This is a genomic window from Aminobacter ciceronei, from assembly GCF_014138625.1.
GTDB lineage: Bacteria > Pseudomonadota > Alphaproteobacteria > Rhizobiales > Rhizobiaceae > Aminobacter > Aminobacter ciceronei.
Genome location: NZ_JACJHY010000013.1, coordinates 80,539 through 105,466, shown reverse-complemented (window position 1 = coordinate 105,466; position 24,928 = coordinate 80,539). Strand labels below are relative to the sequence as shown.

At 65.1% G+C, this 24,928-nt stretch carries 26 protein-coding genes; 17 read left to right on the top strand and 9 right to left on the bottom strand.

The features are described from left to right. Nucleotides 1-46 precede the first annotated feature (46 nt). Nucleotides 47-664, bottom strand: coding sequence for an HD family hydrolase (locus tag HNQ95_RS14990; protein WP_182574402.1), 618 nt, complete (start codon nt 662-664; stop codon nt 47-49). Between the two features lie 3 nt (nt 665-667). Further along, nucleotides 668-1,534 (bottom strand): CAF17-like 4Fe-4S cluster assembly/insertion protein YgfZ, encoded by an 867-nt coding sequence (gene ygfZ / locus HNQ95_RS14985; protein WP_067964151.1) that lies wholly within the window; start codon nt 1,532-1,534, stop codon nt 668-670. Nucleotides 1,535-1,605: 71 nt separating this feature from the next. Between ygfZ and HNQ95_RS14980 the strand changes: the two genes are divergently transcribed. Then, nucleotides 1,606-2,937, top strand: a complete 1,332-nt coding sequence (locus HNQ95_RS14980) for a dihydroorotase (protein ID WP_154385064.1) — start codon at nt 1,606-1,608, stop codon at nt 2,935-2,937. A gap of 277 nt (nt 2,938-3,214) precedes the next feature. Here the strand turns inward: HNQ95_RS14980 and HNQ95_RS14975 are convergent, their stop codons facing one another. The 4 genes from HNQ95_RS14975 to HNQ95_RS14960 form a co-directional block, all read right to left on the bottom strand. Then, on the bottom strand, nt 3,215-4,030 hold the full coding sequence (locus tag HNQ95_RS14975) for a hypothetical protein (RefSeq protein WP_157097140.1): 816 nt from the start codon (nt 4,028-4,030) through the stop codon (nt 3,215-3,217). Between the two features lie 209 nt (nt 4,031-4,239). Next, complete coding sequence (locus tag HNQ95_RS14970) at nt 4,240-4,497, bottom strand: hypothetical protein (RefSeq protein WP_067964147.1); 258 nt, start codon at nt 4,495-4,497, stop codon at nt 4,240-4,242. A gap of 133 nt (nt 4,498-4,630) precedes the next feature. Next, nucleotides 4,631-5,008 carry a TIGR02301 family protein gene (locus HNQ95_RS14965; RefSeq protein ID WP_067964142.1) on the bottom strand — a complete coding sequence of 126 codons (378 nt, stop codon included), beginning with the start codon at nt 5,006-5,008 and terminating at the stop codon, nt 4,631-4,633. 161 nt (nt 5,009-5,169) lie between these two features. Beyond that, nucleotides 5,170-5,592, bottom strand: coding sequence for an NUDIX domain-containing protein (locus HNQ95_RS14960; RefSeq protein ID WP_182574403.1), 423 nt, complete (start codon nt 5,590-5,592; stop codon nt 5,170-5,172). Between the two features lie 114 nt (nt 5,593-5,706). Here HNQ95_RS14960 and HNQ95_RS14955 point away from each other — a divergent pair, with 114 nt between their 5' ends. Together HNQ95_RS14955 and HNQ95_RS14950 are read left to right on the top strand one after the other, a co-directional pair. Then, nucleotides 5,707-6,483 carry an SOS response-associated peptidase gene (locus tag HNQ95_RS14955; protein WP_067964140.1) on the top strand — a complete coding sequence of 259 codons (777 nt, stop codon included), beginning with the start codon at nt 5,707-5,709 and terminating at the stop codon, nt 6,481-6,483. A gap of 118 nt (nt 6,484-6,601) precedes the next feature. After that, nucleotides 6,602-7,210 carry a LysE/ArgO family amino acid transporter gene (locus tag HNQ95_RS14950; RefSeq protein WP_067966860.1) on the top strand — a complete coding sequence of 203 codons (609 nt, stop codon included), beginning with the start codon at nt 6,602-6,604 and terminating at the stop codon, nt 7,208-7,210. On the opposite strand, the gene HNQ95_RS14945 is transcribed toward HNQ95_RS14950, so the two are convergent. Further along, the gene (locus HNQ95_RS14945) at nt 7,193-7,348 is read right to left on the bottom strand and encodes a transcriptional regulator (RefSeq protein ID WP_083948641.1); all 156 of its coding nucleotides are present in this window, start codon (nt 7,346-7,348) and stop codon (nt 7,193-7,195) included. The two genes, HNQ95_RS14950 and HNQ95_RS14945, sit on opposite strands and share 18 nt — an antisense overlap. 449 nt (nt 7,349-7,797) lie before the next feature. On the opposite strand from HNQ95_RS14945, the gene cysS reads away from it, so the two are divergent. From cysS to rarD, 9 genes are all read left to right on the top strand, one after another. Continuing rightward, nucleotides 7,798-9,216 (top strand): cysteine--tRNA ligase, encoded by a 1,419-nt coding sequence (gene cysS, locus HNQ95_RS14940; RefSeq protein ID WP_182574404.1) that lies wholly within the window; start codon nt 7,798-7,800, stop codon nt 9,214-9,216. Nucleotides 9,217-9,451: 235 nt separating this feature from the next. Then, entirely contained in the window at nt 9,452-9,841 is a 390-nt protein-coding gene (locus tag HNQ95_RS14935; RefSeq protein WP_154385070.1) for an endonuclease domain-containing protein, read from the top strand. After that, nucleotides 9,838-10,218: a VOC family protein gene (locus tag HNQ95_RS14930; RefSeq protein ID WP_067964135.1), complete on the top strand. Its 381-nt coding sequence runs from the start codon at nt 9,838-9,840 to the stop codon at nt 10,216-10,218. Before HNQ95_RS14935 ends, HNQ95_RS14930 begins: the two co-directional genes overlap by 4 nt. Before the next feature lie 27 nt (nt 10,219-10,245). Continuing rightward, on the top strand, nt 10,246-10,740 hold the full coding sequence (locus HNQ95_RS14925; protein ID WP_182574405.1) for a GFA family protein: 495 nt from the start codon (nt 10,246-10,248) through the stop codon (nt 10,738-10,740). After that, nucleotides 10,737-11,210: a GFA family protein gene (locus HNQ95_RS14920; RefSeq protein ID WP_154385073.1), complete on the top strand. Its 474-nt coding sequence runs from the start codon at nt 10,737-10,739 to the stop codon at nt 11,208-11,210. The genes HNQ95_RS14925 and HNQ95_RS14920 overlap by 4 nt, the downstream gene beginning before the upstream one ends. Beyond that, nucleotides 11,207-11,683: a GFA family protein gene (locus tag HNQ95_RS14915; protein ID WP_154385074.1), complete on the top strand. Its 477-nt coding sequence runs from the start codon at nt 11,207-11,209 to the stop codon at nt 11,681-11,683. The genes HNQ95_RS14920 and HNQ95_RS14915 overlap by 4 nt, the downstream gene beginning before the upstream one ends. Then, entirely contained in the window at nt 11,680-12,642 is a 963-nt protein-coding gene (pip, locus tag HNQ95_RS14910) for a prolyl aminopeptidase (RefSeq protein ID WP_182574406.1), read from the top strand. Before HNQ95_RS14915 ends, pip begins: the two co-directional genes overlap by 4 nt. A gap of 235 nt (nt 12,643-12,877) precedes the next feature. Then, nucleotides 12,878-14,491, top strand: a complete 1,614-nt coding sequence (cimA, locus tag HNQ95_RS14905; RefSeq protein WP_182574407.1) for a citramalate synthase — start codon at nt 12,878-12,880, stop codon at nt 14,489-14,491. Between the two features lie 118 nt (nt 14,492-14,609). After that, complete coding sequence (gene rarD / locus HNQ95_RS14900) at nt 14,610-15,527, top strand: EamA family transporter RarD (protein WP_182574408.1); 918 nt, start codon at nt 14,610-14,612, stop codon at nt 15,525-15,527. Between the two features lie 152 nt (nt 15,528-15,679). Here the strand turns inward: rarD and HNQ95_RS14895 are convergent, their stop codons facing one another. Further along, the gene (locus tag HNQ95_RS14895) at nt 15,680-16,291 is read right to left on the bottom strand and encodes an LOG family protein (protein WP_067964119.1); all 612 of its coding nucleotides are present in this window, start codon (nt 16,289-16,291) and stop codon (nt 15,680-15,682) included. Between the two features lie 110 nt (nt 16,292-16,401). On the opposite strand from HNQ95_RS14895, the gene HNQ95_RS14890 reads away from it, so the two are divergent. From HNQ95_RS14890 to pssA, 5 genes are all read left to right on the top strand, one after another. Continuing rightward, the gene (locus HNQ95_RS14890; RefSeq protein ID WP_182574409.1) at nt 16,402-17,871 is read left to right on the top strand and encodes a LysM peptidoglycan-binding domain-containing protein; all 1,470 of its coding nucleotides are present in this window, start codon (nt 16,402-16,404) and stop codon (nt 17,869-17,871) included. Nucleotides 17,872-17,934: 63 nt separating this feature from the next. Then, entirely contained in the window at nt 17,935-18,270 is a 336-nt protein-coding gene (locus tag HNQ95_RS14885) for an ArsR/SmtB family transcription factor (RefSeq protein ID WP_182574410.1), read from the top strand. A 14-nt stretch (nt 18,271-18,284) separates the two neighbouring features. Then, the gene (locus tag HNQ95_RS14880) at nt 18,285-20,183 is read left to right on the top strand and encodes an ABCB family ABC transporter ATP-binding protein/permease (RefSeq protein WP_182574411.1); all 1,899 of its coding nucleotides are present in this window, start codon (nt 18,285-18,287) and stop codon (nt 20,181-20,183) included. Nucleotides 20,184-20,372: 189 nt separating this feature from the next. After that, a complete protein-coding gene (locus tag HNQ95_RS14875) occupies nt 20,373-21,071 on the top strand; it encodes a phosphatidylserine decarboxylase (protein ID WP_067964110.1) in 699 nt (232 codons plus the stop codon). After that, nucleotides 21,071-21,907: a CDP-diacylglycerol--serine O-phosphatidyltransferase gene (gene pssA / locus HNQ95_RS14870; protein ID WP_154385080.1), complete on the top strand. Its 837-nt coding sequence runs from the start codon at nt 21,071-21,073 to the stop codon at nt 21,905-21,907. The genes HNQ95_RS14875 and pssA overlap by 1 nt, the downstream gene beginning before the upstream one ends. A gap of 440 nt (nt 21,908-22,347) precedes the next feature. Here the strand turns inward: pssA and HNQ95_RS14865 are convergent, their stop codons facing one another. After that, nucleotides 22,348-24,567, bottom strand: coding sequence for an AMP-binding protein (locus tag HNQ95_RS14865; protein ID WP_182574412.1), 2,220 nt, complete (start codon nt 24,565-24,567; stop codon nt 22,348-22,350). Between the last annotated feature and the right edge of the window lie 361 nt (nt 24,568-24,928).

Here is a 24,928-nt window from a genome sequence, read left to right as displayed (position 1 = left end):
ATTTTCGGCAGAGCCTGCCCGGAAACAGACGGGCGGTTTTTCGCGTTCACGCCGTGAAAGCGCGCAGCTTCTCGATCGCGGCAAAGCGCTTGAGGAAGGCCTCCTGCACACGTTTGGCCGGCTGCGGCGTTAGCTCGAGCCCGTCGGCGGTGATGCCGCGCGGGCGGCCGAAGAACTCGGTCGCCTCGGTGACCGAAAAGCCGGCAAGCACTGTCGCCTCGAAATAGGCCGATATCTGGTCGGCGCGCTTGATGTCCTTCTTCAGGCCGTGGCCGATCTCGGCCGGCAGGCCGACACGCAGATGGATGGCGTGCTGCAGCCGCTCCTCGCAAGACTTGTAGCCGCCGCCGACGACCGACTTGAACGGCGAGATCATGTCGCCAATGACATATTCCGGCCCGTCATGCAGCAGTGCCGCCAGCAGTGCATCGGGCGCGGCATCGGGCACGATCCGGCGGAAGATCTGCTCGACAAGAAGCGAGTGCTGCGCCACCGAGAAGGCGTGGTCGCCCGAGGTCTGGCCGTTCCAGCGCGCGACACGCGCCAGGCCGTGGGCGATGTCTGATATTTCGACGTCGAGCGGCGAGGGGTCGAGCAGGTCGAGGCGGCGGCCCGACAGCATGCGCTGCCAGGCGCGGGGCGGGGCGCCGGGACGGTCGGCCATGGCTCAGGCGTCTTCCGCACTGGTGGCTTCGGGATAGGTGAAGCTGGCCCAGGCAGGAATGGCGAGCGCCACGGTGACGTCGCCGGCGGTGATGGCGCTGCCGGCGTCGAGTGCGGCCTTGACCCTGTCGATGCGGGCGATGGCGAGGCCGTTCGAGCCGTCGACGGAGCCGAGCGTGCCCAGAACCTTGCCGTCGGCCTTGAGTTCCGTGCCCGGCGCCGGCAGGCCTGAAGCAGCCGAGACGAGCAGCACGCGGCGGCGGGCGGTGCCGCGATGTTGCATGCGCGACACGACCTCCTGGCCGATGAAACAGCCTTTCTTGAAACCGATGCCGCCCATCTGGTCGAGCAGCACGTCATGCGGGAAGGCGTCGGAGAGCGCGTAGTCGGGGCCGCTTTCGGCGACGCCATTGTCGATGCGGAACGCGTGCCAGTCGGCCTCGGAGGCTTCCTGGGCGGTGGGGGCCGCGGGGGCAGTGCCGTAATGGCGGAAGACAGGCTGCTGGAAGCGGCTGTCGCGGACAGTTGAATCAGAGTGCGAAGCAGCTGAATCATCTTGCCACGTAACCGCAACAACAGCCTGATCCTGCTTGGAAATATCGGCCTTGGCGCGCAGCCGGTAGAGCATCAGGCGGCGGACGAAATCATCCGCAATGTCGGCCCGGCATTCCAGCCTGAGCGCATTGTCTGTGCTGCGCGAGACCAGGAAATCGAACATGATCTTGCCTTGCGGGGCGAGCAGCGCGCCGGGTTTGGCCTCGTTGCGGCCAAGCGCATCGAGGTCGAGCGTCAGGATGTTCTGCAGAAAATGCTCGGCATCGGGGCCGGAAACATCGATGATGGCGCGGTCGGCGAGGATGGCTGTCGGCATGGACCTGATCTTGCATTTCGGAGAGCCATTACGTAAGCCGCAGGCAATTCCCAGACAAGGGCACGCGCGACATGGCTACCACCTTCGATCTCATCCTCAAGGGCGGCACGGTCGTCAATCATGACGGCAGCGGCGTTCGCGACGTCGGCGTCACCAATGGCAGGATCGCCGCCATCGGCGATCTCGGCCGCGCTTCGGCCGGCGAGACCATCGATTGCACCGGCCTGCACATCCTGCCCGGCGTCGTCGACAGCCAGGTGCATTTCCGCGAGCCGGGGCTGGAGCACAAGGAAGACCTGGAGAGTGGTTCGCGCGCGGCCGTTCTCGGCGGCGTCACCACTGTTTTCGAGATGCCCAACACCAACCCGCTGACGACGAGCGAAGCGACGCTGGCCGACAAGGTCAGCCGGGCGACCGCGCGCATGCATTGCGACTTCGCCTTCTGGGTCGGCGGCACCCGCGACAACGCCGGCGACGTCGCCGAGCTGGAGCGTCTGCCGGGTGCTGCCGGCATCAAGGTGTTCATGGGCTCGTCGACCGGCGACCTTCTGGTCGAGGACGACGAGGGTGTCGCTTCGATCCTGCGCAACACCCGCCGCCGTGCCGCCTTCCACTCGGAAGACGAGTTCCGCCTGCGCGAGCGCCAGAACCTGCGCGTCGAAAACGACCCGTCCTCGCACCCGATCTGGCGCGACGAGATCGCAGCACTTCAGTGCACCGAGCGGCTGGTGCGCATCGCCCGGCAAGAGCGCGCCCGCATCCATGTGCTGCACATCTCGACGGCGGAGGAAATCACCTTCCTCGAACAGCACAAGGACGTCGCCACCTGCGAAGCGACCCCGCATCATCTGACCATGAGCGCGGACGACTACGCCCGTCTCGGCACGCTGCTGCAGATGAACCCGCCGGTACGCGCAGCACGTCACCGCGACGGCATCTGGCACGGTATTTCGCAAGGTATCGTCGACGTGCTCGGCTCCGACCATGCGCCGCACACGCTGACTGAAAAGGCCAAGCCTTATCCGGCCTCGCCCTCGGGCATGACCGGCGTGCAGACGCTGGTGCCGATCATGCTCGACCACGTCAATGCGGGCCGGCTGACGCTGGAGCGCTTCGTGGACCTTGCGAGCCACGGCCCCAACCGCATCTTCGGCATGGCCCGCAAGGGCCGCATCGCCGCCGGCTACGACGCCGACTTCACCGTCGTCGACATGAAGCGCGAGCAGACCATCACCAACGCCCAGGCCGGCTCCAAGGCCGGCTGGACGCCTTATGACGGCAAGAAGGTCACCGGCTGGCCGGTCGGCACCATCGTCCGCGGCATCCGCGTCATGTGGGAAGCCGAGATCACCACGCCGTCGCAGGGCAGGGCGGTGGAGTTTTCGGAAGCCGTGGTGAAGTAGTCTTTCCTCCCGCCGTTCGTGGGCGAGATCGGACTGCAGGGCATGGGGGTCGCTCGGTCATGCGACCTCAATGGCTGACAATCCTGCCATCCGCGAGCGGCCTCTCCAATTCGTCATCCCAGTCCATGCCGTTGCCGGAAGATCGACTGGTGCGAAAGCCCTGTGAAAGCGAAGCCGGCGATCGGGAGTGCCCTCCACATTTGCCGGCCGTCAGCGCCGCCCCTCATCCAGCCCTTCGGGCCACCTTCTCCCCGTGAACGGGGCGAAGGAACGAGGGTCAATCACCCGCGACGAAAAACGCCCAGCGGCCTTCGGGGGTGATGCCGAGGCGATAGAAGACGTAGGCGCCATATTGCTTCATGTCTTCGTAGTCGCCGGCGGTGACGATCTTGAACAGCTCGACCTTCTGGCGCGGATCAAGCTTGTCGAGCGGGATGCCGAAGAAATAGGGCCAGACATAGAGGTCCTCGTCGGTGCCTTCGCCCAAATGGACGTAGCCGGCGTTCAGCACCTCTTCCATGATGGCGAGGATTTCCTGGCCTTCGCCGTCGCCTGACAGGCCCTTGATGAAGGCGATCGGATCGCCCTCGATGTCGCCGAACGACAATTGCGGCATCGCTTCGCCCTGGCCGACCAGCGGCCGCAGCTTTTCGATGTCGCCGGTCTTGGCGGCTTCGACCAAGAGGCTGCGCATGCGCGCCACCGGCTCGGGCAGGCGGCTGAGGTCGTAGACGATTTCGGGCAGCGGGCCTTCCGGATCGAGATTGGGGGCGGCGGGACCGGTGGCGCCGCCCGGTTCGGTGGGCGTGGCATCCGGTTCGGCCGGCTGGTCGTCGGCCGGTTGCTCGGAACCGGACGGTGCTTCGGTGCCTGCAGGTGCTTCGGTCCCTTGAGGTGCCGTGGTCGCCGGCGTCTGGATCGGGTCGGGCATCGGCACCGACTTTTCCGGCACGGCATCCTGGTCGGCGGCCGGCTTGGGCGGCATGACGGGGGCGGGGATTTCCTCGCGCTTGATTTCGGAAAGCGCAAAAGCCGTCGAGGCATGAAGCGGCAGGACGAGCGAGGCGGCAAGGCCGAGAACGGCAAGTCGCATTGCGCCGCGGGGCGCAGTTTCAGTCTTTGGCCGCATCAAATCCCTGGCTCCGGTATTCCCGAGCGTTTGCCCCCTCTCGGGCCGACGCTGCAACGCTTTCAATCGCATGACCCCGCCCGGAATCATGTTCCGACAATGCGTGGTTACGCCCTCAATGTGCCAGCATGATGCCGAAACCGTGTCGGCTAGTCAAAGAAGTGGGGCGGCGCTCAATGCCGCAGGCGCACCGGCTCGAAGTCACCGGCTTCCACCCTGGCGCGCATGCGATCGAGCATGGCGAGTGCTGCAGGTTCGCCATTGGCGGCGACGATCTCGGCAAAAGCCGTGGCAAGGGCTGCTTCGGCAATAATCTCGGGCTCGATGCCGGCGGACAGGCCTTCGGCCCACGCCTCATTGTGGCTCTCGACAGCGGTCAGGCGCTTTTCTTCCCGAACCAGGGCGTCGATGTCGCTTACGCTTTGTTCCATTGCGGTCTTTCACCCTGCCCAGCGACCCGATGATTCGGATCAACTTGAGCTATCCCTTTAATGTCCCGTTAAGACACCTAGCACAATCGCCCGTTCGTGTACGGCAAGCAATGCCGGGAGAGTAAATAGCCTGTTAATTACCGAAGCGGGAGGCGATGTCGCGGCTCAAAGCCTCGCCTTCCTTCATGTAGCGGCTGATCGCTTCGGTTGCCGACGGCGTGCAGGCGGTGTAGGTGCCGTCGAAGGAGCGATAGCCCCGGTTGAAGGACGCGATGAACCGGGCGCGGCGCTCGGGCGAGGGGTTCTCGGCCTGCAGCAGCTTTTCCATCTCGCCCCGCCACTGGCTGCCCTTTTCGCCGCACAGATTGCGCAGGAAATGCAGCGAGCCGAGAACCTCGGCAAGGCGCATCAGGCCCGGCTCGAACGGCGCTTCGACGGCGCGCACCGGTGCTGCGAACGCGGTCGTCGCGGCAAGCGTGATAGCCATGATGTAGGTCGAAGCGCGCATCATAAGCTTTTGTGGCGAAACAATTTGTCCCCGGCAAGGCCGCAGGCGCTTCTATCCCAAGGCTAGAGGGACAGCGGCTGTTCGTCGAATGGCGGAATCCCTCTGTTTCGTTGTCTTGCGCAGTTCCCCGGGGAAAGGCGCTGCACAATTTTCCGGGAATTGCCCTATGCCGGCAGGGTGACCCGGCCGTCGAGCAGCTCCTGCACGATTTCGAGCGTCGAATCGGTCAGCGGCAGGCGTTCGATTGCGGCGAGGTCGAAATAGGCGGCCTCGTCGGCATCGTCGGCGGCAACCGGTTCGCCTTCGAGGTGGCGGGCGCCGAAGACGGTGAGCAGGTAGACCGAGCCGCTGTCGTTGCGGCTGTCGATGAGCAGCTCGCGCAAGCGGACGAGGTCGCCGACCGCAATGCCCGTTTCCTCCATCAGCTCGCGGCGGGCGGCCTCTTCCAGCGCCTCGCCTGCTTCGACACGTCCGCCGGGGAAGGCGTAGAGCCCTTTCGACGGCGCGCGGCCGCGGCGCACCAGCATGATCGAGCGGTTGCGCAGCACGGCGACGGAGACGGCAGGGATGACGGTCGCGTCGATCATGATTTTACCTCGGGCAATGCGTTCCATTGTGGAACAGCCGATCCTATCCGCTTTAGCGGTTGCGGCCGGCGCGATCCATCGCCACTTTCAGGCGATGAACCGGAACCTGACCTGATGTGCGGACGCATTGCGGTATTGGCGTCGCCCGACGCAACCTCCGCCTTTCTCGGGCTGGACGATCTCGAGAGCTTTCCGCCGCGCTACAATGTGGCGCCGACCCAGCCGATCCTGGTGGTGACGGCAGGGCCGCAGCGGCCGCCGGGCTCGAATCGCTCAGACCGCATGGCGCTTCTGGCGCGCTGGGGGCTGATCCCGGCCTGGACCAAGAACCCGGCCGACATGCCGCTGTTGATCAATGCGCGTTCCGAAACGGCGATCGAAAAGGCGTCGTTCAAGACCGCGATGCGCCACAGGCGGGCGCTGATCCCTGTCTCGGGTTTCTATGAGTGGAAAAAGCTGCCTGGCAACCGGCGTCAGCCCTATTGGCTGAGGCCGCGCAAGGGCGGACTGGTGGCGCTGGCCGGGTTGATGGAGACGTGGAGCGAGCCGGGCGGCTCGGAGATCGACACCGCGGCGATCCTGACCACCGGTGCCAGCGCCGACATCATGCATATCCACGACCGCATGCCTGTGGTGATCCAGCCGGAGGATTTTGCCCGCTGGCTCGACTGCCGCACCCAGGAGCCGCGCGATGTCGCCCGTCTGATGCGGCCGGCGCAGCCCGATTTCTTCGAGCAGATCCCGGTGTCGGAGCTGGTCAACAAGGTCGCCAATACAGGGCCGGAGATCCAGGCGCGGGTCGAGCCGCTGCCTGAAGCAGCACCTGAGCGGGCGGCGAAGCCGAAGCCGGAGAAGCAAAAGCCCGATGACGACCAGATGACGCTGTTCTGATTGCAGCAGAACAGCGCGCTGCTGGGCGCTCTGGCATCATCAATCCCTGCATCCTGCCTGCCGGAATTCGATTTTGATTTTCCGGGCAGTGCATTAGAAGAGCGGCGTGTCCACGCCCATTCTCACCGCCGCCATCTCCGGATTCCTGCTTGGTGCCTCGCTGATCATCGCCATCGGCGCGCAGAACGCGTTCATCCTGCGCCAGGGGCTGCTGCGCCAGCATGTCTTCGTCCTCAGCCTGATCTGTGCCGCCTCGGATGCGTTGCTGATCGGCCTCGGCGTCGCCGGGCTCGGCACGCTGATTTCGCAGTCGCCGCGCCTGATATCAGTGGTGACGGTCGGCGGCGCGCTGTTCCTGTTTGCATATGCGATCATTGCCTTCCGCCGCGCCATGAAGCCGGCTGCGATGCAGGCGGCAAAATCGGTCGGAACGAAGCTCTGGCCGGCGGTCGCCGCCTGTCTCGCCTTCACCTTCCTCAACCCGCATGTCTATCTCGACACGGTGGTGCTGTTGGGCAGCCTTTCGGCAGCCCATGAAGGACAGGCGCGCCTTGCCTATGGCATCGGCGCTGCATCCGCATCGTTCGTCTGGTTTTTCGGGCTCGGCTATGGCGCCCGGCTGCTGGAGCCGGTCTTTGCCCGGCCTGCCGCGTGGCGCGTGCTCGATGTGCTGATCGGCCTGGTGATGGCGGCGATCGGCCTCAGCCTGTTAAGCAGCCTTGTTTAGCTTGGGGGCTGTCTTTTCTTTCTTCGGCGCGCAGATCAGCGCGGCAAGAATTGCGGCGGGGCCGATGGCCCGGTAGTGCTTGGTCAGTTCGGCGTACTGGTGACGCGCTCGGTCCTGGTCGGATTGTTTTCGTTTCATCGGTCTCTTCCCTTAAGTCAGCTCTGTCGAGAGCGGCTGCATTTGCTTACGGATTCGGTCGAATTCGTGGCAGTGCGGCGCCTTTTATCCGGGCGATGTTTCATTACGGTGCCGGGATGTTTAACAAAGTGTTTCAGTACCGCTTCCGTTCCGGTCCGGGCGGTAAAGTTTCATGTCGATGCGTCTTGACGGCAACAGCCCGCTGAGGCGATAAAGCCCCTGATGAAAACGTCTTTCGCCATTTCCGGCATTTGTTTTATTGGCTAGCGTTCGCGCTGGTCAGGACGTTTTCGCCTCATCTTCACACGAGACAGGTTGAACGCCCGGGCCAGCAGGCCACGGCGCCGCGCGTCCGTTTGGACGCGCAAAGGACGCCGTGAAACTGAATTTGCGTGCATGATCCTTGGCGAAAATCGGAGATTTTCGGGGTTACGCACACGGGGAGAACCATGTCTGACGCATTCAAGGGCTTGCGCCTTACCAACACGCTGACACGCACGAAGGAGGACTTCGTGCCGATCGATCCGCAAAACGTGCGGATGTATGTCTGCGGCCCGACGGTTTACGACTTCGCCCATATCGGCAATGCGCGCCCGGCGATCGTCTTCGACGTGCTGTTCCGCCTGCTGCGCCATGTCTATGGCGACGACCACGTCACCTATGTGCGCAACCTCACCGACCTCGACGACAAGATCAACGCCCGCGCCTTGCGCGATTTTCCTGATCTGCCGCTCAATGAGGCGATCCGGCGGGTCACCGAAAAGACCGCCAACCAGTACCAGGCCGACGTCAAGGCGCTCGGTTGCCTCGAGCCTTCAGTCGAGCCCAGGGCGACCGAGTTCGTGCTCGCGCGGCCGGACGGCAAGACGGATATGGTGTCGTTGATTCAACGCCTGATCGAACGCGGCCATGCCTATGAAGCGCAAGGCGAAGTGCTGTTCGACACCGGCTCGATGGAAGATTATGGCCAGCTGTCGAAGCGCAATCTCGACGAGCAGCAGGCCGGCGCCCGCGTCGAGGTCGAGGCGCACAAGAAGAACCCCGGCGACTTCGTGCTGTGGAAGGCGTCTTCACCCGAGGAGCCGGGCTGGGATAGTCCCTGGGGCCGCGGCCGCCCGGGCTGGCACATCGAGTGCTCGGCGATGTCGGCCGCCTATCTCGGCGAGGTCTTCGACATCCATGGCGGCGGGCTCGACCTGATCTTCCCGCACCACGAGAACGAGATCGCCCAGTCGCGCTGCGCCCACGGCACCGAGGTGATGGCCAATTACTGGCTGCACAACGGCTTCCTGCAGGTCGAGGGCCAGAAGATGTCCAAGAGCCTGGGCAATTTCTATTCGATCCACGAACTGCTCGCGACGGAGAGTTTCGGCGGCCGCACCTGGCCGGGCGAGGTGCTCAGGCTGGCGATGCTGATGACGCATTACCGCGAGCCGATCGACTTCTCGCTGCGCAAGCTGGAGGAAGCCGAAAACACATTGCGCAAATGGAAGCGTGCGGCCGACAGCGCCGGCGAGGCCGAAGCCGAGGTGCCGGCGGCACTGATCGCCGCATTGAGCGACGACCTTGCCACGTCGAGCGTCTTCCAGGGCCTGTCGCAGCTGGCCGGCGAGGCGGCCGGCAATGTCCAAGCCGCGGCCGAACTCAAGGCAGCGCTGCTGTTCCTCGGCTTCGGGCTCGAGGCGGCCGCGGTCGACGAGGCGGCGGTCGCGGTTACCATCGCGCGGCGGCTGGAGCTGATCAACGCCAAGAACTGGGCCGAAGCCGATCGCATCCGCGACGAGCTTCTGGCCCAGGGCGTGCAGCTCAAGGACGGCAAGGACCCTGTCACGGGTGAGCGCGTGACGACGTGGGAAGTGAAGCGGTGATGATGGCGGGGCAGGATAGGGTGGCAATGGCTGCGGGACAGCGCCCCCCTCTGTCCTGCCGGACATCTCCCCCACGAGGGGGGAGATCAGCCTTCATGCCGGCTTTCGCCAATCGCCGACATCGCAGGATGAGCGGTCTGAGCGCAGCTGCCAATCTCCCCCCTCGTGGGGGAGATGCCCGGCAGGGCAGAGGGGGGCAACGTAGGGCTACGACCTCACCAAGGGGGCATCGCTGATGCCACACACGCCGGTCGCGCCCGCCAACCGCAAGAATGCCAAGTCGATGCGTCGGAAGATGACCGATGCCGAGTTGAAGCTGTGGAATGAGCTGCGCGCCCACCGGTTGATGGGGCTCGGATTTCGTCGCCAGTATCCAGTTGCAGGCTACATCGTCGATTTCGCTTGCCCGACACACAAGCTGATCGTTGAGCTGGACGGCTCACAGCATGCTGAACCGGCCAATGCGGAGGTCGATGCCGTCCGAACCCACCGCCTGGAACAGGACGGCTGGACCATTCTCCGCTTCTGGAACGACGACGTTGTTCGCGATATGGATAACGTCTGCCAGAACATTGTGATCTCGGCCGGGATGGCCGTCCGCATGACGGAGGAGTTCGTGCAATGATCGACCATACGGGAATTTCAGTCGCCGATTTCGACAAGGCGCAGGCGTTTTACGACAAGGCGTTCGCGCCGCTGGGGGCGCAGCTTCTGATGATGGTGCCGGGCGAATATACCGGCGGGGTCAAGGTCGGCGGTTATGGCCGCGAGCGGCCGGTGTTCTGGCTGCACGAGGCGCCGGCCGGACCGGGGCGGCATTATGCGTTCACCGCGCGCAGCCGGGCCGAGGTCGATGCGTTTTATGCCGCCGCCATCGCCGCCGGCGGACGGGACAATGGCAGGCCGGGGCCGAGGCCGCATTACCATCCCGACTATTACGCCGCCTTCGTCTTCGATCCCGACGGCAACAACATCGAGGCGGTGTGCCATGTCCCAGCGTGAGGGTTTGAAGCGTGAGGGTTTGACGCGATGAGCCTCGACAACAGGCCGCATTATTCCGGCGGGTGCCAGTGTGGCGCCGTGCGTTTCCATGTCGACGGCAAGCTCGGCGCCGCCTCGGTCTGCCATTGCCGCATGTGCCAGAAGGCGTTCGGCAATTTTTATGCGCCGCTGGTTTCGGTGCATCGCGACTCCAGGCTCGTCTGGACGCGCGGCGAGCCGAAGCGGTTTCGCTCGTCGAATTTCGGCCTGCGCGGCTTCTGCGGCGACTGCGGCACGCCGCTGACCTACGAGGCACCCGACGGCGTGGCGCTGGCGATCGCCGCCTTCGACGAGCCGGAGGAGATCGCGCCGACGATGCAGTGGGGGCTCGAGGGCAAGCTGCCCTATGTCGACAGCATCCACGGGCTCGAGGGCTATTCGACCGAAGAGGACCCTGACGCTGCCGACTTCGTCAACGACATCGTCTCGTTCCAGCACCCCGACCACGACACCGAGACCTGGCCGCCGGAGGAGCGCACATGACCGTTACGACAGGCGGTTGCCAGTGCGGTGCCGTGCGCTACCGCATCGACCAGGCGCTGGAGAATGCGCATATCTGCCATTGCCGCATGTGCCAGAAGGCATCGGGCAACTACTTCCAGCCGCTGGCGCGCACGCCGAAGGCGAAGTTTTCGGTGACGCGCGGCGAGATCGGCTGGTTCCGCTCGTCCGACATCGTGCGCCGCGGCTTCTGCCGCGACTGCGGCACGCCGCTTCTGTTCGACGTGATCGACCGTGACACGATCAATGTCGTGCTCGGTGCGCTCGACCATCCCGAAGCGGTGAAGCCGACATTCCAGTGCGGATCCGCCGAGAAGATGCCATGGTTCGGCGGACTCGACACGGTCGAATTGTCAGACGATGAAACCGCCTGGTACGCGGCGGTTGCCCCTTCGAACCACCAGCACCCCGACCACGACACTGAACAATGGCCAGCGGAGAAAAGGTCATGACCGAGACTGCAAGGACAGGCGGCTGCCAGTGCGGCGCCGTCCGCTTCCGTATCCACGGCGCGCTGGGGCGCAGCTCGATCTGCCATTGCCGCATGTGCCAGAAGCAGTTCGGCTCGTTCTTCGGCGCCTTCGTCGCGGTGCCGGTGGATGGCGTCGAGTGGATCCGCGAGGAGCCGAGCTACTTCCAGTCGTCGATCAACATATCGCGCGGCTTCTGCCAGCGCTGCGGCACGCCGATGGCCTACCGCCACGCGGAAGGCCTCGAACTGTCGATCGGCTCGTTCGACGACCGCTCCGACCTCGCGCCGACGATCCAGATCAATCATGGTTTCCGCCTGCCCTGGGTCGAGACGATCTTCGACCAGCCGGTGCTCGACAATCCCGACTATTACCAGCGGCAGGAGCAGATCATCTCCTTCCAGCATCCCGATGAAGAGACGGCCCATTGGCCGGAGCATGGACTGAAGATATGACGACTGAGCTGCGCGGCCTCTATCCCGAGATCGAACCCTTCGACAGCGGCATGCTCGATGTCGGCGACGGCCATCAGGTCTATTGGGAACGTTCGGGCACCAAGGGCGGCAAGCCGGCGGTGTTCCTGCATGGCGGCCCGGGCGGCGCGACCTCGCCCAAGCATCGCCGCCTGTTCGACCCCAAGCTGTACGACATCATGCTGTTCGACCAGCGCGGCTGCGGCAAGTCTTTGCCCAACGCCTCGCTCGACGCCAACACCACCTGGCATCTGGTCGCCGACATCGAGCGGCTGCGCGAGATGGCCGGCCACGACACATGGCTGGTGTTCGGCGGCTCCTGGGGCTCGACCCTGGCGCTCGCTTATGCCGAGACGCATCCGGATCGCGTCAGCGAACTGGTGGTGCGCGGCATCTACACGCTGACCCGCGCCGAGCTCGACTGGTATTACCAGTTCGGCGTCTCCGAAATGTTTCCCGACAAATGGGAGCGTTTCGTCAAGCCGATCCCGGAGGCCGAGCGCGGCGACATGATGGGCGCCTACCGCAAGCGCCTCACCGGCGACGACCGCAAGGCCAAGGTCGAGGCAGCTTTGGCCTGGAGCCTGTGGGAAGGCGAGACGATCACGCTTCTGCCCGACCCCGACACGTCAGGCAAGTTTGGCGAGGACGACTTCGCCGTCGCTTTCGCCCGCATCGAGAACCACTATTTCGTCCATGCCGGCTGGATGGAGGAAGGCCAGCTGATCCGCGACGCCCACAGGCTGCGCGACATTCCCGGTGTCATCGTCCATGGGCGTTATGACATGCCGTGCCCGGCCAAATATGCCTGGGCACTGCACAAGGCCTGGCCCGAGGCGGAGTTCCACCTGATCGAGGGCGCCGGTCACGCTTATTCGGAACCGGGCATATTGGACCAGCTGGTCCGGGCGACCGACAGGTTTGCAGGGAAAACGTCGTGACCGCTTCCGCCCTACGTTGCCCCCCTCTGTCCTGCCGACCCCCACAAGTGGGGAGATCAGCTGGCATGCCGGCTTTCGCCAATCGCCGGCGTTGCAGGACGGAGCGAGGCGTCAATACTGCCGATCTCTCCCCTCGTGGGGGAGATGTCCGGCAGGACAGAGGGGGGCGCCAAAGGGCGCTGGCCCCCAAGGACAGACGGGGGTGCCATAGCGCGCTAGCCCACAAGGTGTTGCCATGAAAGAACGCATCTATCTCTTCGACACGACATTGCGCGACGGCCAGCAGACGCCGGGCATCGACTTTTCCGTCGAGGACAAGATCGCGATCGCGGCGATGCTCGACGAGTTCGGCCTCGATTATGTCGAGGGCGGTTATCCCGGCGCCAATCCGACCGACACCGCCTTCTTCCAGGAAAAGCGGACCAGGCGGGCGAAGTTCGTCGCCTTCGGCATGACCAAGCGGGCAGGGATCTCTGCCTCCAACGATCCGGGCCTGGCAACCTTGCTGCAGGCCAAGGCCGACGGCATCTGCTACGTCGCCAAGAGCTGGGACTACCATGTCCGCGTCGCCCTCGGCGTCACCAATGAGGAAAACCTTGAAACGATCCGCGCTTCGGTCAAGGCGGCGCGTGCCGCCGGCCGCGAGCCCCTGGTCGACTGCGAGCACTTCTTCGACGGTTTCAAGGCCAATCCCGACTACGCGCTGGCCTGCGCGCGGACGGCCTATGACGCCGGCGCGCGCTGGGTGGTGTTGTGCGACACCAATGGCGGCACCCAGCCGTCGGAGGTGCGCGACATCGTCGCCCAGGTGATCGCCGCGGGCATTCCGGGCGCCAATCTCGGCATCCACGCCCATGACGATACCGGCCAGGCGGTGGCCAATTCGCTGGCGGCGATCGAAGCCGGCGTGCGCCAGGTGCAGGGCACGATCAACGGGATCGGCGAGCGCTGCGGCAACGCCAATCTGGTCACCATCGTCCCGACGCTGGCGCTCAAGCCGCATTTCGCCGAACGTTTCGAAACCGGCGTCTCGGCCGAGGCGCTGGCGGGCCTTTCCAGGCTGTCGCGCGCCTTCGACGAATTACTCAACCGCGCGCCCGAGGCGCAGGCGCCTTATGTCGGCGCATCGGCCTTTGCCACCAAGGCAGGCATCCACGCCTCGGCGATCGTCAAGGAGCCGAAGACCTACGAGCATGTGCCGCCGGAGACGGTGGGCAACCGCCGCAAGGTCATGGTGTCGGACCAGGGCGGCAAGGCCAACTTCATCGCCGAGCTCAGGCGGCGCGGCATCGACGTGCCCAAGGATAGCAGCCGGCTCGATGCGCTGATCGCGGTGGTCAAGGAGCGCGAGGCCGAGGGGTATGCCTATGAAGGGGCGGATGCCAGCTTCGAGCTTCTGGCGCGCGGCATGCTGCACAGCCTGCCGGATTTCTTCCGGGTGACCTCGTTCCGCTGCCTCGTCGAGCGCCGTTTCGACGCCAATGGCAATCTCAAGACCGTGTCGGAAGCCGTGGTGAAGGTGATGGTCGACGGCGAGGAAAAGATGTCGGTGGCCGAAGGCGACGGCCCGATAAATGCGCTCGACATCGCCTTGCGCAAGGATCTCGGCAAGTTCCAGGACGAGATCGGCGACCTCGAGCTCGTCGACTACAAGGTGCGTATCCTCAATGGCGGCACCGAGGCGATCACGCGCGTGCTGATAGAATCGCATGACTCGACCGGCGCCCGCTGGTGGACCGTCGGCGTGTCGACCAACATCATCGACGCCTCGTTCCAGGCGCTGATGGATTCGATCATCTACAAGCTGATGAAGAACCGCGAGATGGCCGGGCTGGTGGCGGCCGAATAGGCGCGGTGAGCGATGATGGGCCAGCCGCAGCGGCTGGCCCTGTCGATTGATCCATCAACGAAAAGCGGGTGGACCATCACTATTTTGAAATGGCATGCGCTGGCGGGCGGGCGCATAGGTGCCCGCCATGAGCACCAACACGCCCGCGATTTCCCGCGACGAAGCCACCCGCGGCTTCCTGTTTGCCCTGTCGGCCTATCTGATGTGGGGCTTCCTGCCCTTCTACATGAAGGCGGTCGCCCATATTCCGGCGCCCGAGGTGATCGCGCACCGCATCACCTGGTCGATCCCGATCGCAGCGTTGCTGTTGTGGTGGCTCGGCCGCACCTCCGACATCAAGACCGCCTTGCGCACCCCGCGCACTTTGGCGATGGGCACGCTGACGGCGACGCTGATCACCATCAACTGGGGCGTCTATGTCTGGGCGATCGGCAATGACCGGGCGCTCGAAACCGCACTCGGCTATTACATCAACCCGCTGTTTTCGGTGTTTTTGGGCGCTGTCGTGCTCGGCGAGAAGCTGACGCGGGCGCAGATGGTGGCGATCGGGCTTGCGGTGATCGCGGTGGCACTCCTGACCTGGGAAAGCGGCGGCTTGCCCTGGGTGTCGATCGTGCTGGCGCTGTCCTGGGGTTTTTACGCGCTGTTCAAGAAGACGCTGCCGATCGGCCCGGCGCAGGGCTTCTTCCTCGAAGTCCTGATCCTCGGCATCCCGGCGCTGGTCTACATCGCCTATCTCCAGGGCAGCGGCGCCGGGCATTTCGGCACCACCGGGATGACCGACGTCTGGCTGATGCTCGGCTGCGGCATCGTCACCGCCGTGCCGCTGATCCTGTTTGCCAATGGCGCCAAGCTGCTGCGCATGTCGACCATCGGCATCATGCAGTACATCGCGCCGACGATGATCTTCGTCATCGCCATCTTCATCTTCAGGGAGCCGTTCTCGAGCGAACGCGCGGTTGCCTTCGCCCTGATCTGGGCGGCACTGGCCATCTATACCTGGTCGATGTTTTCCGAGCGCGCCAAGAACGGCTGAGGTTCAGGTGAGGCCGGCCTGCAAATGGCCGTTGCCTGCGCTTCCGGTACTCGCGTGCCCGAATGTACGCTCCGCTCCGGTTCTCGGTAGCGACCATCTTTGGCTCGGCCTGACCTGGAACAGGCCGAGCGTGGTTCGATCCGACCTCGAACCTACATCTTGTCGATGACCGACTGGACGCCTTCGGTCGGCGTGGAATCAGCACCCGCGGCGACCATGATCGCCGAGACCACCGCTTCCGGCTGGTCGACGACAAGCGGCTGGACCAGATGCGAGGTATGGACGAAGCCCTCTGTCTTCATATGGTCGAGCAGCGTCAGCATCGGATCCCAGAAACCCTTGACGTTGGCAAAGACGATCGGCTTGCGGTGATGGCCGAGCTGGGCCCAGGTCATGATCTCGACGATCTCCTCGACCGTGCCGATGCCGCCGGGCAGTGCCACGAATGCGTCCGATTTCTCGAACATAAGATGTTTGCGCTCGTGCATGTTGTCGGTGACGATGACTTCGTCGAGCTTGGTCAGCGCGCTTTCCGTCGCTTCCCTGTTCATCAGGAAGCGCGGGATGATGCCGGTGACCTTGCCGCCGGCGCGCCGCGCGCCATCGGCGACAGCGCCCATGATGCCCTTGGTGCCGCCGCCATAGACGAGCCGGACGCCGGCCTTGGCAATCGAATGGCCGAGCAGGTGCCCGGCCTTGATGTAGACCTCGTCACGGCCCGGCGAGGAGCCACAATAGACGCAGATGGATCGAATCTTGTTCATCGGCTGATTGGGTATTGCCTCCACAGGCAGGGTCAAGCCCGAACCGGGCTTTTTCTTGTCGCTGCCGGCAAAACAAGGTATGCCCGGCGGGCGGCTAGGGGCAGAGGAATATGGCGATCAATCCGTTGAAGATTTTCCTACTCGCAGCAGGTGGCTCAGCCGCTGCTGCGACCGTTGCATATGTGTCGGGAGCACTCGATCCCTATCTGGCGCCGCCGGCCGCGATCGCGTCACTGCCGGCACCCGCGACAACGACGCCGACGAGCGACAAGCCCGCAGATCCGGCCAAGCCGGCAGCCGGCGCAGAGACGCCTGCCGCGGTCGCGCCGGCACCCGCAGCGCCTGCCGCAGCCGCTGCCGTGATCGCCCCGTCCTTCGACGTGGTGCGTGTCGAGAACAACGGTTCCGTGGTCATCGCCGGCAAGGCCGCCGGCAATTCCAAGGTCGAGATCGTCACCGGATCAAAGGTCATCGGTGCTGCCGTCGCCGGCGCTGACGGCGATTTCGCCGTCGTGCTCGACGATCCGCTGAAGCCCGGCGACTACCAGATCGTGCTGCGCGCAACCGCGCCCGACAATGTCGTCGCGACCTCGACCGAGACGGCGGTGGTTTCGGTGCCGTCCGATCCGGGTGGCCAGGTGCTGGCCCTGGTCGAGGAACCGGGCAAGCCGGCGCAGCTGATCACCGTGCCGAAGCCGGCTGACGCGCCGGCGGCGCCGGCCAGCGGCGAACAGCAGGCCAGCGCGCCGGCGACTGCCCCCGCAGCAGAACCCGCACCGGCCAAGTCGGCCGCGCCGGCAGCGGAGATCAAGGTCGCCGTCGAGGCCGTCGAGATCGAAGGCAAGAAGATCTTCATCGCCGGCTCGGCCGATGCCGGGCGCAAGGTGCGCGCCTATGCCAACGAGATCCTGATCGGCGAGACGCAGACCTCGCCCGAAGGCCGCTTCCTGATCGAGGCCGAGCGTGAATTGCCGGTCGGCGACTACATCATCCGCGTCGATGCGCTCGAGCCGAACGGCGCCAAGGTCGTCGCCCGCGCCGCCGTGCCGTTCCAGCGCGAGCCGGGCGAGGCGGTGGCAGCGGTCGCGCCGCAGCCGACGGTATCAGCAGCGCCGGCCGTCGATGCACCCGCGCCCGCAGCCGCACCCGCGCCCGCAGCTGCATCAACGGCCGAGGCCAAGACGGCGATGGCGGGCGAAGTACCTGCCAAGCCTGCAGACCCGGCTGCCGAAGCGACGGCACCGGCACAGGCAACTGCTCCGGCCGCCACGGCTACTGCCGACAAGCCGGCTGAAGTCGCCGCCGCACCTGTTGCGCCAGAGACCACGGCGCCCAAGCTCGAAGCCGTCAATGGCGCCGTCATCATCCGTCGCGGCGATTCCTTGTGGCGCATCTCGCGCCGCGTCTATGGCCACGGCGTGCGCTACTCCAACATCTATCTCGCCAATCAGGACCAGATCCAGGATCCGGACCGCATCTGGCCGGGCCAGGTGTTCCGCGTTCCGGAAAAGTCGAAAGAGGGCGAGGCCGCCAATATGGGAGCCATGGGCGAGCAGGCGATGCCGGCGCCCAAGCCGTAAGTGGAACGGTTTTCCGCTTTCCCGGTTGATTGGAAAGAGTTCATCGTCTATCGTCGATAAACGATGAATTCTTTCTCCTCCCCGCCATCCTGCTGCAGCTCCGTCACCGACGTGACGCAGAAGCTTGCCGCGCTGTCTCATCCGGCGCGGCTCGAAATCCTGAAATGCCTGGCCGGCGGCAGGTCATGCTGCTGCAAGGAAGTGGTCGAGCATCTCGACCTCGCCCAGTCGACAGTCTCGCAACATCTGAAAATCCTCGTCGAAGCCGGTCTGGTGCGTTACGCGCCGGAGCGGCAGCGCTCGCGTTATGAGATCGACCAGGCGGCGCTGCGCGCCGTCTCCGTGTCGGTCACGGCGCTGGTCGACACCTTTTGCGCCGCCGGCGGCGCGCACATCTAATCAAGGCAAGCACAGTGGCCAGCAAAACCGTATCCGCCGAACGCGGCTCGACCTTCAGCACGATCAGGAACCTGTGGCCCTATATGTGGCCGGAAGACCGACCCGACCTCCGGGCGCGGGTCATCTGGGCGACGATCTTCCTGTTCGTCGCCAAGCTGACGCTGGTCGCCGGCCCGTATTTCTTCAAATGGGCGACCGATGCGCTCGCCGGCGACCAGCGTTCGCCGCTGCCTCTGCCGGCCTTCCTGGTGGCGCCGGTGATGCTGGTGATCGCCTACAATGTGGTGCGCATCGTCCAGCTCGGCTTCAACCAGCTGCGTGACGCGCTGTTTGCCCGCGTCGGCCAATATGCGGTGCGCCAGCTTGCCCACCGCACCTTCGTGCACATGCACCAGCTGTCGCTGCGCTTCCATCTCGAGCGCCGCACCGGCGGCCTGTCGCGCATCATCGAGCGCGGCACCAAGGGCATCGAGACGATTGTCCGTTTCACCATCCTCAACACCGCGCCGACGGTGCTGGAATTCGGCCTCACCGCCGGCATCTTCGGCTTCGCCTATGGCTGGAAATATGTGGCCGTGGTGGCCGCGACGGTGTGGCTCTACACCTGGTTCACCGTCTGGGCGAGCGACTGGCGCATCGGCATCCGCCGCGAGATGAACGATTCCGACACCGACGCCAACACCAAGGCGATCGATTCGCTGCTCAATTTCGAGACGGTGAAGTATTTCAACAATGAGGCCATGGAGGCCGAGCGTTTCGACCGCTCGATGGCGCGCTACGAGACGGCGGCGACCCGCATCTGGACCTCGCTTGGCTGGCTGAATTTCGGCCAGGGCGTCATCTTCGGCATCGGCATGACCATCGTCATGGCCATGTCGGCGATGGAGGTGATGGCCGGCACCCAGACCGTCGGCGATTTCGTCTTCATCAACGCCATGCTGATGCAGCTTTCGGTGCCGCTCAACTTCATCGGCTTCATCTATCGCGAAATCCGCCAGGGCCTGACCGACATCGAACAGATGTTCGACCTGCTCGACGTCAGCCAGGAGGTGACGGACAAGCCGGATGCCAAGGCACTTGTCGTCGGCACCGGCCGCGTCGAGTTCCGCGACGTGCATTTTGCCTATGACCCGAACCGCCAGATCCTGAAGGGTGTCAGCTTCGAAGTGCCGGCCGGCAAGACGGTGGCGATCGTCGGTCCCTCGGGCGCCGGCAAGTCGACGATTTCGCGCCTGCTGTTCCGTTTCTACGACATTCAGCAGGGCGCGATCCTGATCGACGGCCAGGACATTCGCGACGTGTCGCAGCAGAGCCTGCGCGGAGCGATCGGCATGGTGCCGCAGGACACGGTGCTGTTCAACGACACCATCGCCTACAACATCCGCTATGGCCGGGTGAACGCCGACGAGGAGGATGTGCGCAAGGCAGCCGAGCTGGCGCAGATATCGGGCTTCATCCAGCGCCTGCCGGACGGCTACAAGGCGATGGTCGGCGAACGCGGCCTGAAGCTGTCGGGCGGCGAAAAGCAGCGCGTGGCGATCGCCCGCACCATCCTCAAGGCGCCGCCGATCCTGATGCTCGACGAGGCGACCTCCGCACTCGACACCCAGACCGAGCAGGAAATCCAGAGCGCGCTCGACCTGGTCAGCAAGGGCCGCACCACGCTCGTCATCGCCCACCGCCTGTCGACGGTGATCTCGGCCGACGAAATCATCGTGCTCGCCGATGGCGGCATCGCCGAGCGCGGCACCCACGCCGAGCTTTTGGCCCGGGGCGGGCTCTACGCCTCGATGTGGGATCGCCAGCGCGAGGCGACCGAGGCCGAGGAACGCCTGCGCCAGGCCCGCGAGGGCGACGAGCTCGGCGTCGTCGTGCGCCGCCGCACGCCTGAGGTGACCAACGACGCGGAGTGAGCCGCCGGCTCGCTAGCCGGCTGAGACGAACAGCCTGCCATGATCAGGCTCGCATGATCATTTCTCCTGCGAGCGGCGACAGCGCCGTTTGCCGCCCGCGATTGCGGTGGGCGCCGGCAATGCCGCGTTGCGGCTGACGGTCGTTTCCGGTAAGCACTCCGGGACTTCAACAGCAACGGCCTCCACTTCATGAGCATAGCCGACACGATCCGCAACGCCTTCGTTCCGGTCCATCGCGAGGGATATCCCTTCATTGCCGGATTTGCGGCTGTTGCCGTCCTGCTGGGCTTCTTTTCTACTTCGCTGTTCTGGATCGGCGCGATCCTGACGGCCTGGTGCGCCTATTTCTACCGTGACCCCGAGCGTGTCACCCCCGTCGACGACAGGCTGGTGATCAGCCCGGCCGACGGCGTCGTCTCGGCCGTCGGCCCGGCAGTGCCGCCGCGCGAACTCAATCTCGGCACCGCCGAGATGACCCGTATCTCGGTGTTCATGAATGTCTTTTCCGTGCACATCAACCGCGCCCCGGTGCGTGGCAAGATCGTCCGCATCGAGCATCGTCCCGGAAAGTTCCTCAATGCCGAGCTCGACAAGGCAAGCCAGGAAAACGAGCGCAACGGCATCGTCATCGACAGCCCCAACGGCCAGGTGGCGGCGGTGCAGATCGCCGGCCTCGTCGCCCGCCGCATCCTGTGCTGGGCCGATGTCGGCGGCAACATCGCCGTTGGCGAGCGTTTCGGCCTGATCCGCTTCGGTTCGCGCGTCGACGTCTTCCTGCCCAACCATGCGGTTGCCCGCGTTTCCGTCGGCCAGACTGCGGTCGCCGGCGAAACCGTGCTTGCCGAATTCGGTGGCGCCAGCCATCCGCCGCTGGTGCGGGTCTCCTGATGGTTGCGCCCTTCAAGCCCTTTGAACCGCATGGCAGCGGCGGCCCGCGCATTCGCGAGATCCCGCTGCGCATGGTGCTGCCCAACCTGATCACCGTGCTGGCGATCTGCGCCGGCCTGTCGGGCATCCGGCTCGCCTTCGAGGGCCGCTTCGAATCGGCCGTCGTGATGGTGCTGCTGGCGGCCTTTCTCGACGGCATCGACGGCCGCCTGGCGCGCATGCTCAAGGCGACCTCGCGCTTTGGCGCGCAGATGGACTCGCTCGCCGACATCGTCAATTTCGGCGTCGTGCCGGCGCTGGTGCTCTACGCCTACCTGCTCGACAAGGCCGGCTCGCTCGGCTGGATCGCGACGCTTTTGTTTGCCATCGCCATGGGGCTGAGGCTGGCGCGCTTCAACGTGCTCGACGAAGATCTAGACCGGCCGGCATGGCAGGCCGAATATTTCGTCGGCGTGCCGGCGCCGATCGGCGCCATCACCTTGATGCTGCCGATGTATCTCGGCTTCCTCGGCCTCGAAGGCACCCGCAACGCCGCCTACATCGCCACCGTTTTCACCATTCTGGTCGCCTTCCTGCTGGTCAGCCGCTTGCCCGTCTATTCCGGCAAGAAGCTGAAGATCAAACGCGAGCACCTGCTGCCTGTCATGCTTTTGGCGGTGTTCTACGTGCTGCTTCTGACCGTCTATCCCTGGCAGACGCTGACCGCCTCGGTCGGCGCATATCTGATCTTCCTGCCGCTCAGTGCCAGCGCCTATGCGCGCCGCTCCAAGCTCGAAGCTGCTGCAGCTGCGGCTGCGGCCGAAGCGGCTGAAACGCCCGCCGAACCCAAGGCCTAGTCGGGACAGTTTTGAGCCGTACCGAAGCGACGTCGCTGAGACCCTAGGATTCATTCCGTGATGCTGCAGCAGTGCACAGACGGTTGAGAAAGCCTGCACTTTCCTCCACCCGGATCACGCCCTTTACCCTCACGGCATGGATCCTCGGGTCAGGCCCGAGGATGACGAAGCGGGGACGTTGCCGGCTATTCTCCAACGCCTGTCTCGAGCCAATAGGAAACGTCGCAGATTGGCGGAGAACGCCACCTGCCTTCGTCATCCTAGGGCGGAGCAGGAGCGCAGCTCCGTCGCGGAGACCCTGGGATCCATGCCGTGACATTACCGCCAGGCTCAAGCCGTCACGAACGTGTGTTCTTTCTCAACCCCTGCATAACATTCCTCACCCTCACGGCATGGATCCTCCGGTCAAGCCTCTGGGATGACGAATTGGAGGTCCTGCGTCAGGCCGCCAGCCCGAGCTGGTCGAGCGCCAGGCGGCGGGCGGCGACATAGTCCGTCTTGCCCGAGCCGAGCACCGGGATTTCATGCACCTTGATGATGTCGTGCGGCACCATCAGCTCGGTGGCGCCGGCCTGCTTGCCATGGAGGCGCAGGGCCTCGGCATCGGCATTTCCGGCTGTCGTGACCAGCACGATGCGCTCGCCCCGGCGCTTGTCGGGCACGGCGACCGCGGCGTGGCGCTGTTCCGGCCACAGCGCCTGGACCAGCATCTCGACCGCGCCGAGCGACACCATTTCGCCGGCGATCTTGGCGAAACGCTTGGCGCGGCCCTTGATGGTGATGAAACCCTCGCGGTCGACCGAGACGATGTCGCCGGTGTCGTGCCAGCCGTCGAGCGGCTGCAATTCGCCCGGCCGGTCCGATGTCATGTAGCCCATCATCAGGTTGGGGCCGGTGAGCCAGAGCTGGCCGCCCTCGGCGACGCCCTCGACCTCTTCGAGGCGCATGCGCATGCCGGGCAGCAGCCGCCCGACGGTGCCGTCGCGGCCATGCGTCGCCGTGTTGACGGCAACGACGGGTGCGGCCTCGGTCAGGCCGAAACCCTCGATGATCTCGGCATTGAAGCGGCTGCGCCAGACCCGGCGCGTCTCCGCCCTGACAGGTTCGGCGCCGGCGACGACAAAACGCAGGCTGGAAAAATCGCCGTCCTCGGCGGTGCGGGCATAGGCGGCGAGGAAGGTGTCGGTGCCGAACATGATCGTCGGACGGATCTTGCGCGCGACATCGGGAATGATCTTGTAGTGCAGCGGCGAGGGGTAGAGGAACAGCCTGATGCCGGTCAGAAGCGGCAGGATGGTGCCGCCGGTGAGGCCGAAGGAGTGGAACACCGGCAGCACGTTGAACAGCTTGTCTTTTGGCGAGATGCTGATGCGCGCTTCGGCCTGCATGGCATTGGCGACGAGGTTGCGGTGCGACAGCACCACCGCCTTGGGCGTGCCCTCGGAGCCTGAGGTGAACAGGATGACGGCCGGCTTTGACGCATCCTGTGGCGCAAGCGGCCGCGACCATTGCAGGGCGGCCGTCAGCTTTTCCGGCGTCGTGACGCTGTCGCGCAGCTCTTCCAGCCAGACGATCTTGGCGCCGGCCTGTTCTGCCGCCGCAACGACGTCGCCGAGATCGGCCTTCTGGACGAAGGCGCGTGATGAGACGATGGTCGCGATCGCCGCTGTCTTCACCGCCGAGGCGACATTGGCGGCTCCCGCCGTGTAGTTGATCATCGCAGCGACGCGGCCGGCCGAGATCAGGCCGAGCATCGCAAGCACCACGCCATTGGCGTTGGGCAACAGGATGCCCACGGCTTCGCCCTGTTTGGACATGGCTTCGAAGCGGCTGCCGAGCACGCGCGCGCCGACAAGCAGCTTGCGGTAGCTGAGCGCGCCGCTGACGACATCCTCGACGATCGGCTGCGACGGGCCGTAGCGCCTGGCAGCGTCGACCATTGCGCCGAACACGCCCCTGTCGAGATCGGTGCCGGCAAGGCGGGCCTCGGCGAAGCGGTCGAACAGGGCGTTGGCTGTCGTCGTCTGGCTGTAGCCGGCGCGCTGCAGCAGCTCGGCCATGGTCATCGGGGCGAGGGCTGATATACGGAGGCGCTGGAACCAGTGGCGCGGCGCCCGTTCGGCCGGCGTCAGCGAAAACGGCAGGTGGCGGGCGCCGCTGACGAAGATCGGCACGATGCGCGCGTCGGCCTGCATGGCGATGCGGGCGACGGCGCGGAACAGCCGGAAGGCTTTGACGTCGGGCTCGACGGTGTCGGGCAGGTAGACGGCGAGGCGGCCCTTGCCGCGCAATACGCGAACCAGCCGGCGGCTGACGAAGACATGCTCGGCGTTGAAGGCGATGGTGCGGCCAAGCTCGCGCCACGGCTCGAGCCAGAACGCCTGGGCCGAAGCATCGTCGAGGATATGCAGCGTCTGATCGGGCAGCAGCGACAGCATCAGCGCCGGTTCGAGGCGCGACTGGTGTGAAATGACATAGATGACGGGTGCTTCGGCGTCGCGGGCCTGGATCAGCGCGCGGTCATCGATCCGGTAGAGCAGCTTGAGCGGCAGATAGAGCAGCGCCTGGCGGAAGCGGATGCCGCGTCCGTGCATCAAGACGCCTGATGCAAGCATCCATGCCGCAACGAAGCCGAGCACAATTGCACTGGCCAGGACCATGCCGCACCTCCCAATGCACGCGAAGCCCACCGCGCGCATCGAAACTAGACGATGACGGCGCAACGTCAATGCGCATCGTCATCCCGCCACCCCCGCTGCCATCAGGCCCGCTGCCGTCGGGCCTTGGCACCAGCACAGGAAAAAGCCGGTCTTGCGACCGGCTTGAAGCAGAGGGACGGGTGGAGGGGATGGGGGGATGGGGCAACCCGTCCTGAGCCCAACAACGCGGTCGCTAACATTTGGTTCCACGGCAATCATGCTTTTTGTGATTCTTTTTCGATCGGGCCGGGCAGGGGGCAGTTCTCGCCGGCTGACGGTATCCTTCTGCGCAGCCGGAAGTGCGCTGCCGGCGAGCGGCGAC

What these genes read in the sequence shown, in the direction of transcription:
- HNQ95_RS14990 (WP_182574402.1), bottom strand. Translation starts at nt 664, where the DNA reads ATGGCCGACCGTCCCGGCGCCCCGCCCCGCGCCTGGCAGCGCATGCTG.
- ygfZ (WP_067964151.1), bottom strand. Translation starts at nt 1,534, where the DNA reads ATGCCGACAGCCATCCTCGCCGACCGCGCCATCATCGATGTTTCCGGC.
- HNQ95_RS14980 (WP_154385064.1), top strand. Translation starts at nt 1,606, where the DNA reads ATGGCTACCACCTTCGATCTCATCCTCAAGGGCGGCACGGTCGTCAAT.
- HNQ95_RS14975 (WP_157097140.1), bottom strand. Translation starts at nt 4,030, where the DNA reads ATGCGACTTGCCGTTCTCGGCCTTGCCGCCTCGCTCGTCCTGCCGCTT.
- HNQ95_RS14970 (WP_067964147.1), bottom strand. Translation starts at nt 4,497, where the DNA reads ATGGAACAAAGCGTAAGCGACATCGACGCCCTGGTTCGGGAAGAAAAG.
- HNQ95_RS14965 (WP_067964142.1), bottom strand. Translation starts at nt 5,008, where the DNA reads ATGATGCGCGCTTCGACCTACATCATGGCTATCACGCTTGCCGCGACG.
- HNQ95_RS14960 (WP_182574403.1), bottom strand. Translation starts at nt 5,592, where the DNA reads ATGATCGACGCGACCGTCATCCCTGCCGTCTCCGTCGCCGTGCTGCGC.
- HNQ95_RS14955 (WP_067964140.1), top strand. Translation starts at nt 5,707, where the DNA reads ATGTGCGGACGCATTGCGGTATTGGCGTCGCCCGACGCAACCTCCGCC.
- HNQ95_RS14945 (WP_083948641.1), bottom strand. Translation starts at nt 7,348, where the DNA reads ATGAAACGAAAACAATCCGACCAGGACCGAGCGCGTCACCAGTACGCC.
- cysS (WP_182574404.1), top strand. Translation starts at nt 7,798, where the DNA reads ATGTCTGACGCATTCAAGGGCTTGCGCCTTACCAACACGCTGACACGC.
- HNQ95_RS14935 (WP_154385070.1), top strand. Translation starts at nt 9,452, where the DNA reads ATGCCACACACGCCGGTCGCGCCCGCCAACCGCAAGAATGCCAAGTCG.
- HNQ95_RS14930 (WP_067964135.1), top strand. Translation starts at nt 9,838, where the DNA reads ATGATCGACCATACGGGAATTTCAGTCGCCGATTTCGACAAGGCGCAG.
- HNQ95_RS14925 (WP_182574405.1), top strand. Translation starts at nt 10,246, where the DNA reads ATGAGCCTCGACAACAGGCCGCATTATTCCGGCGGGTGCCAGTGTGGC.
- HNQ95_RS14920 (WP_154385073.1), top strand. Translation starts at nt 10,737, where the DNA reads ATGACCGTTACGACAGGCGGTTGCCAGTGCGGTGCCGTGCGCTACCGC.
- HNQ95_RS14915 (WP_154385074.1), top strand. Translation starts at nt 11,207, where the DNA reads ATGACCGAGACTGCAAGGACAGGCGGCTGCCAGTGCGGCGCCGTCCGC.
- pip (WP_182574406.1), top strand. Translation starts at nt 11,680, where the DNA reads ATGACGACTGAGCTGCGCGGCCTCTATCCCGAGATCGAACCCTTCGAC.
- cimA (WP_182574407.1), top strand. Translation starts at nt 12,878, where the DNA reads ATGAAAGAACGCATCTATCTCTTCGACACGACATTGCGCGACGGCCAG.
- HNQ95_RS14895 (WP_067964119.1), bottom strand. Translation starts at nt 16,291, where the DNA reads ATGAACAAGATTCGATCCATCTGCGTCTATTGTGGCTCCTCGCCGGGC.
- HNQ95_RS14890 (WP_182574409.1), top strand. Translation starts at nt 16,402, where the DNA reads ATGGCGATCAATCCGTTGAAGATTTTCCTACTCGCAGCAGGTGGCTCA.
- HNQ95_RS14885 (WP_182574410.1), top strand. Translation starts at nt 17,935, where the DNA reads ATGAATTCTTTCTCCTCCCCGCCATCCTGCTGCAGCTCCGTCACCGAC.
- HNQ95_RS14875 (WP_067964110.1), top strand. Translation starts at nt 20,373, where the DNA reads ATGAGCATAGCCGACACGATCCGCAACGCCTTCGTTCCGGTCCATCGC.
- pssA (WP_154385080.1), top strand. Translation starts at nt 21,071, where the DNA reads ATGGTTGCGCCCTTCAAGCCCTTTGAACCGCATGGCAGCGGCGGCCCG.
- HNQ95_RS14865 (WP_182574412.1), bottom strand. Translation starts at nt 24,567, where the DNA reads ATGGTCCTGGCCAGTGCAATTGTGCTCGGCTTCGTTGCGGCATGGATG.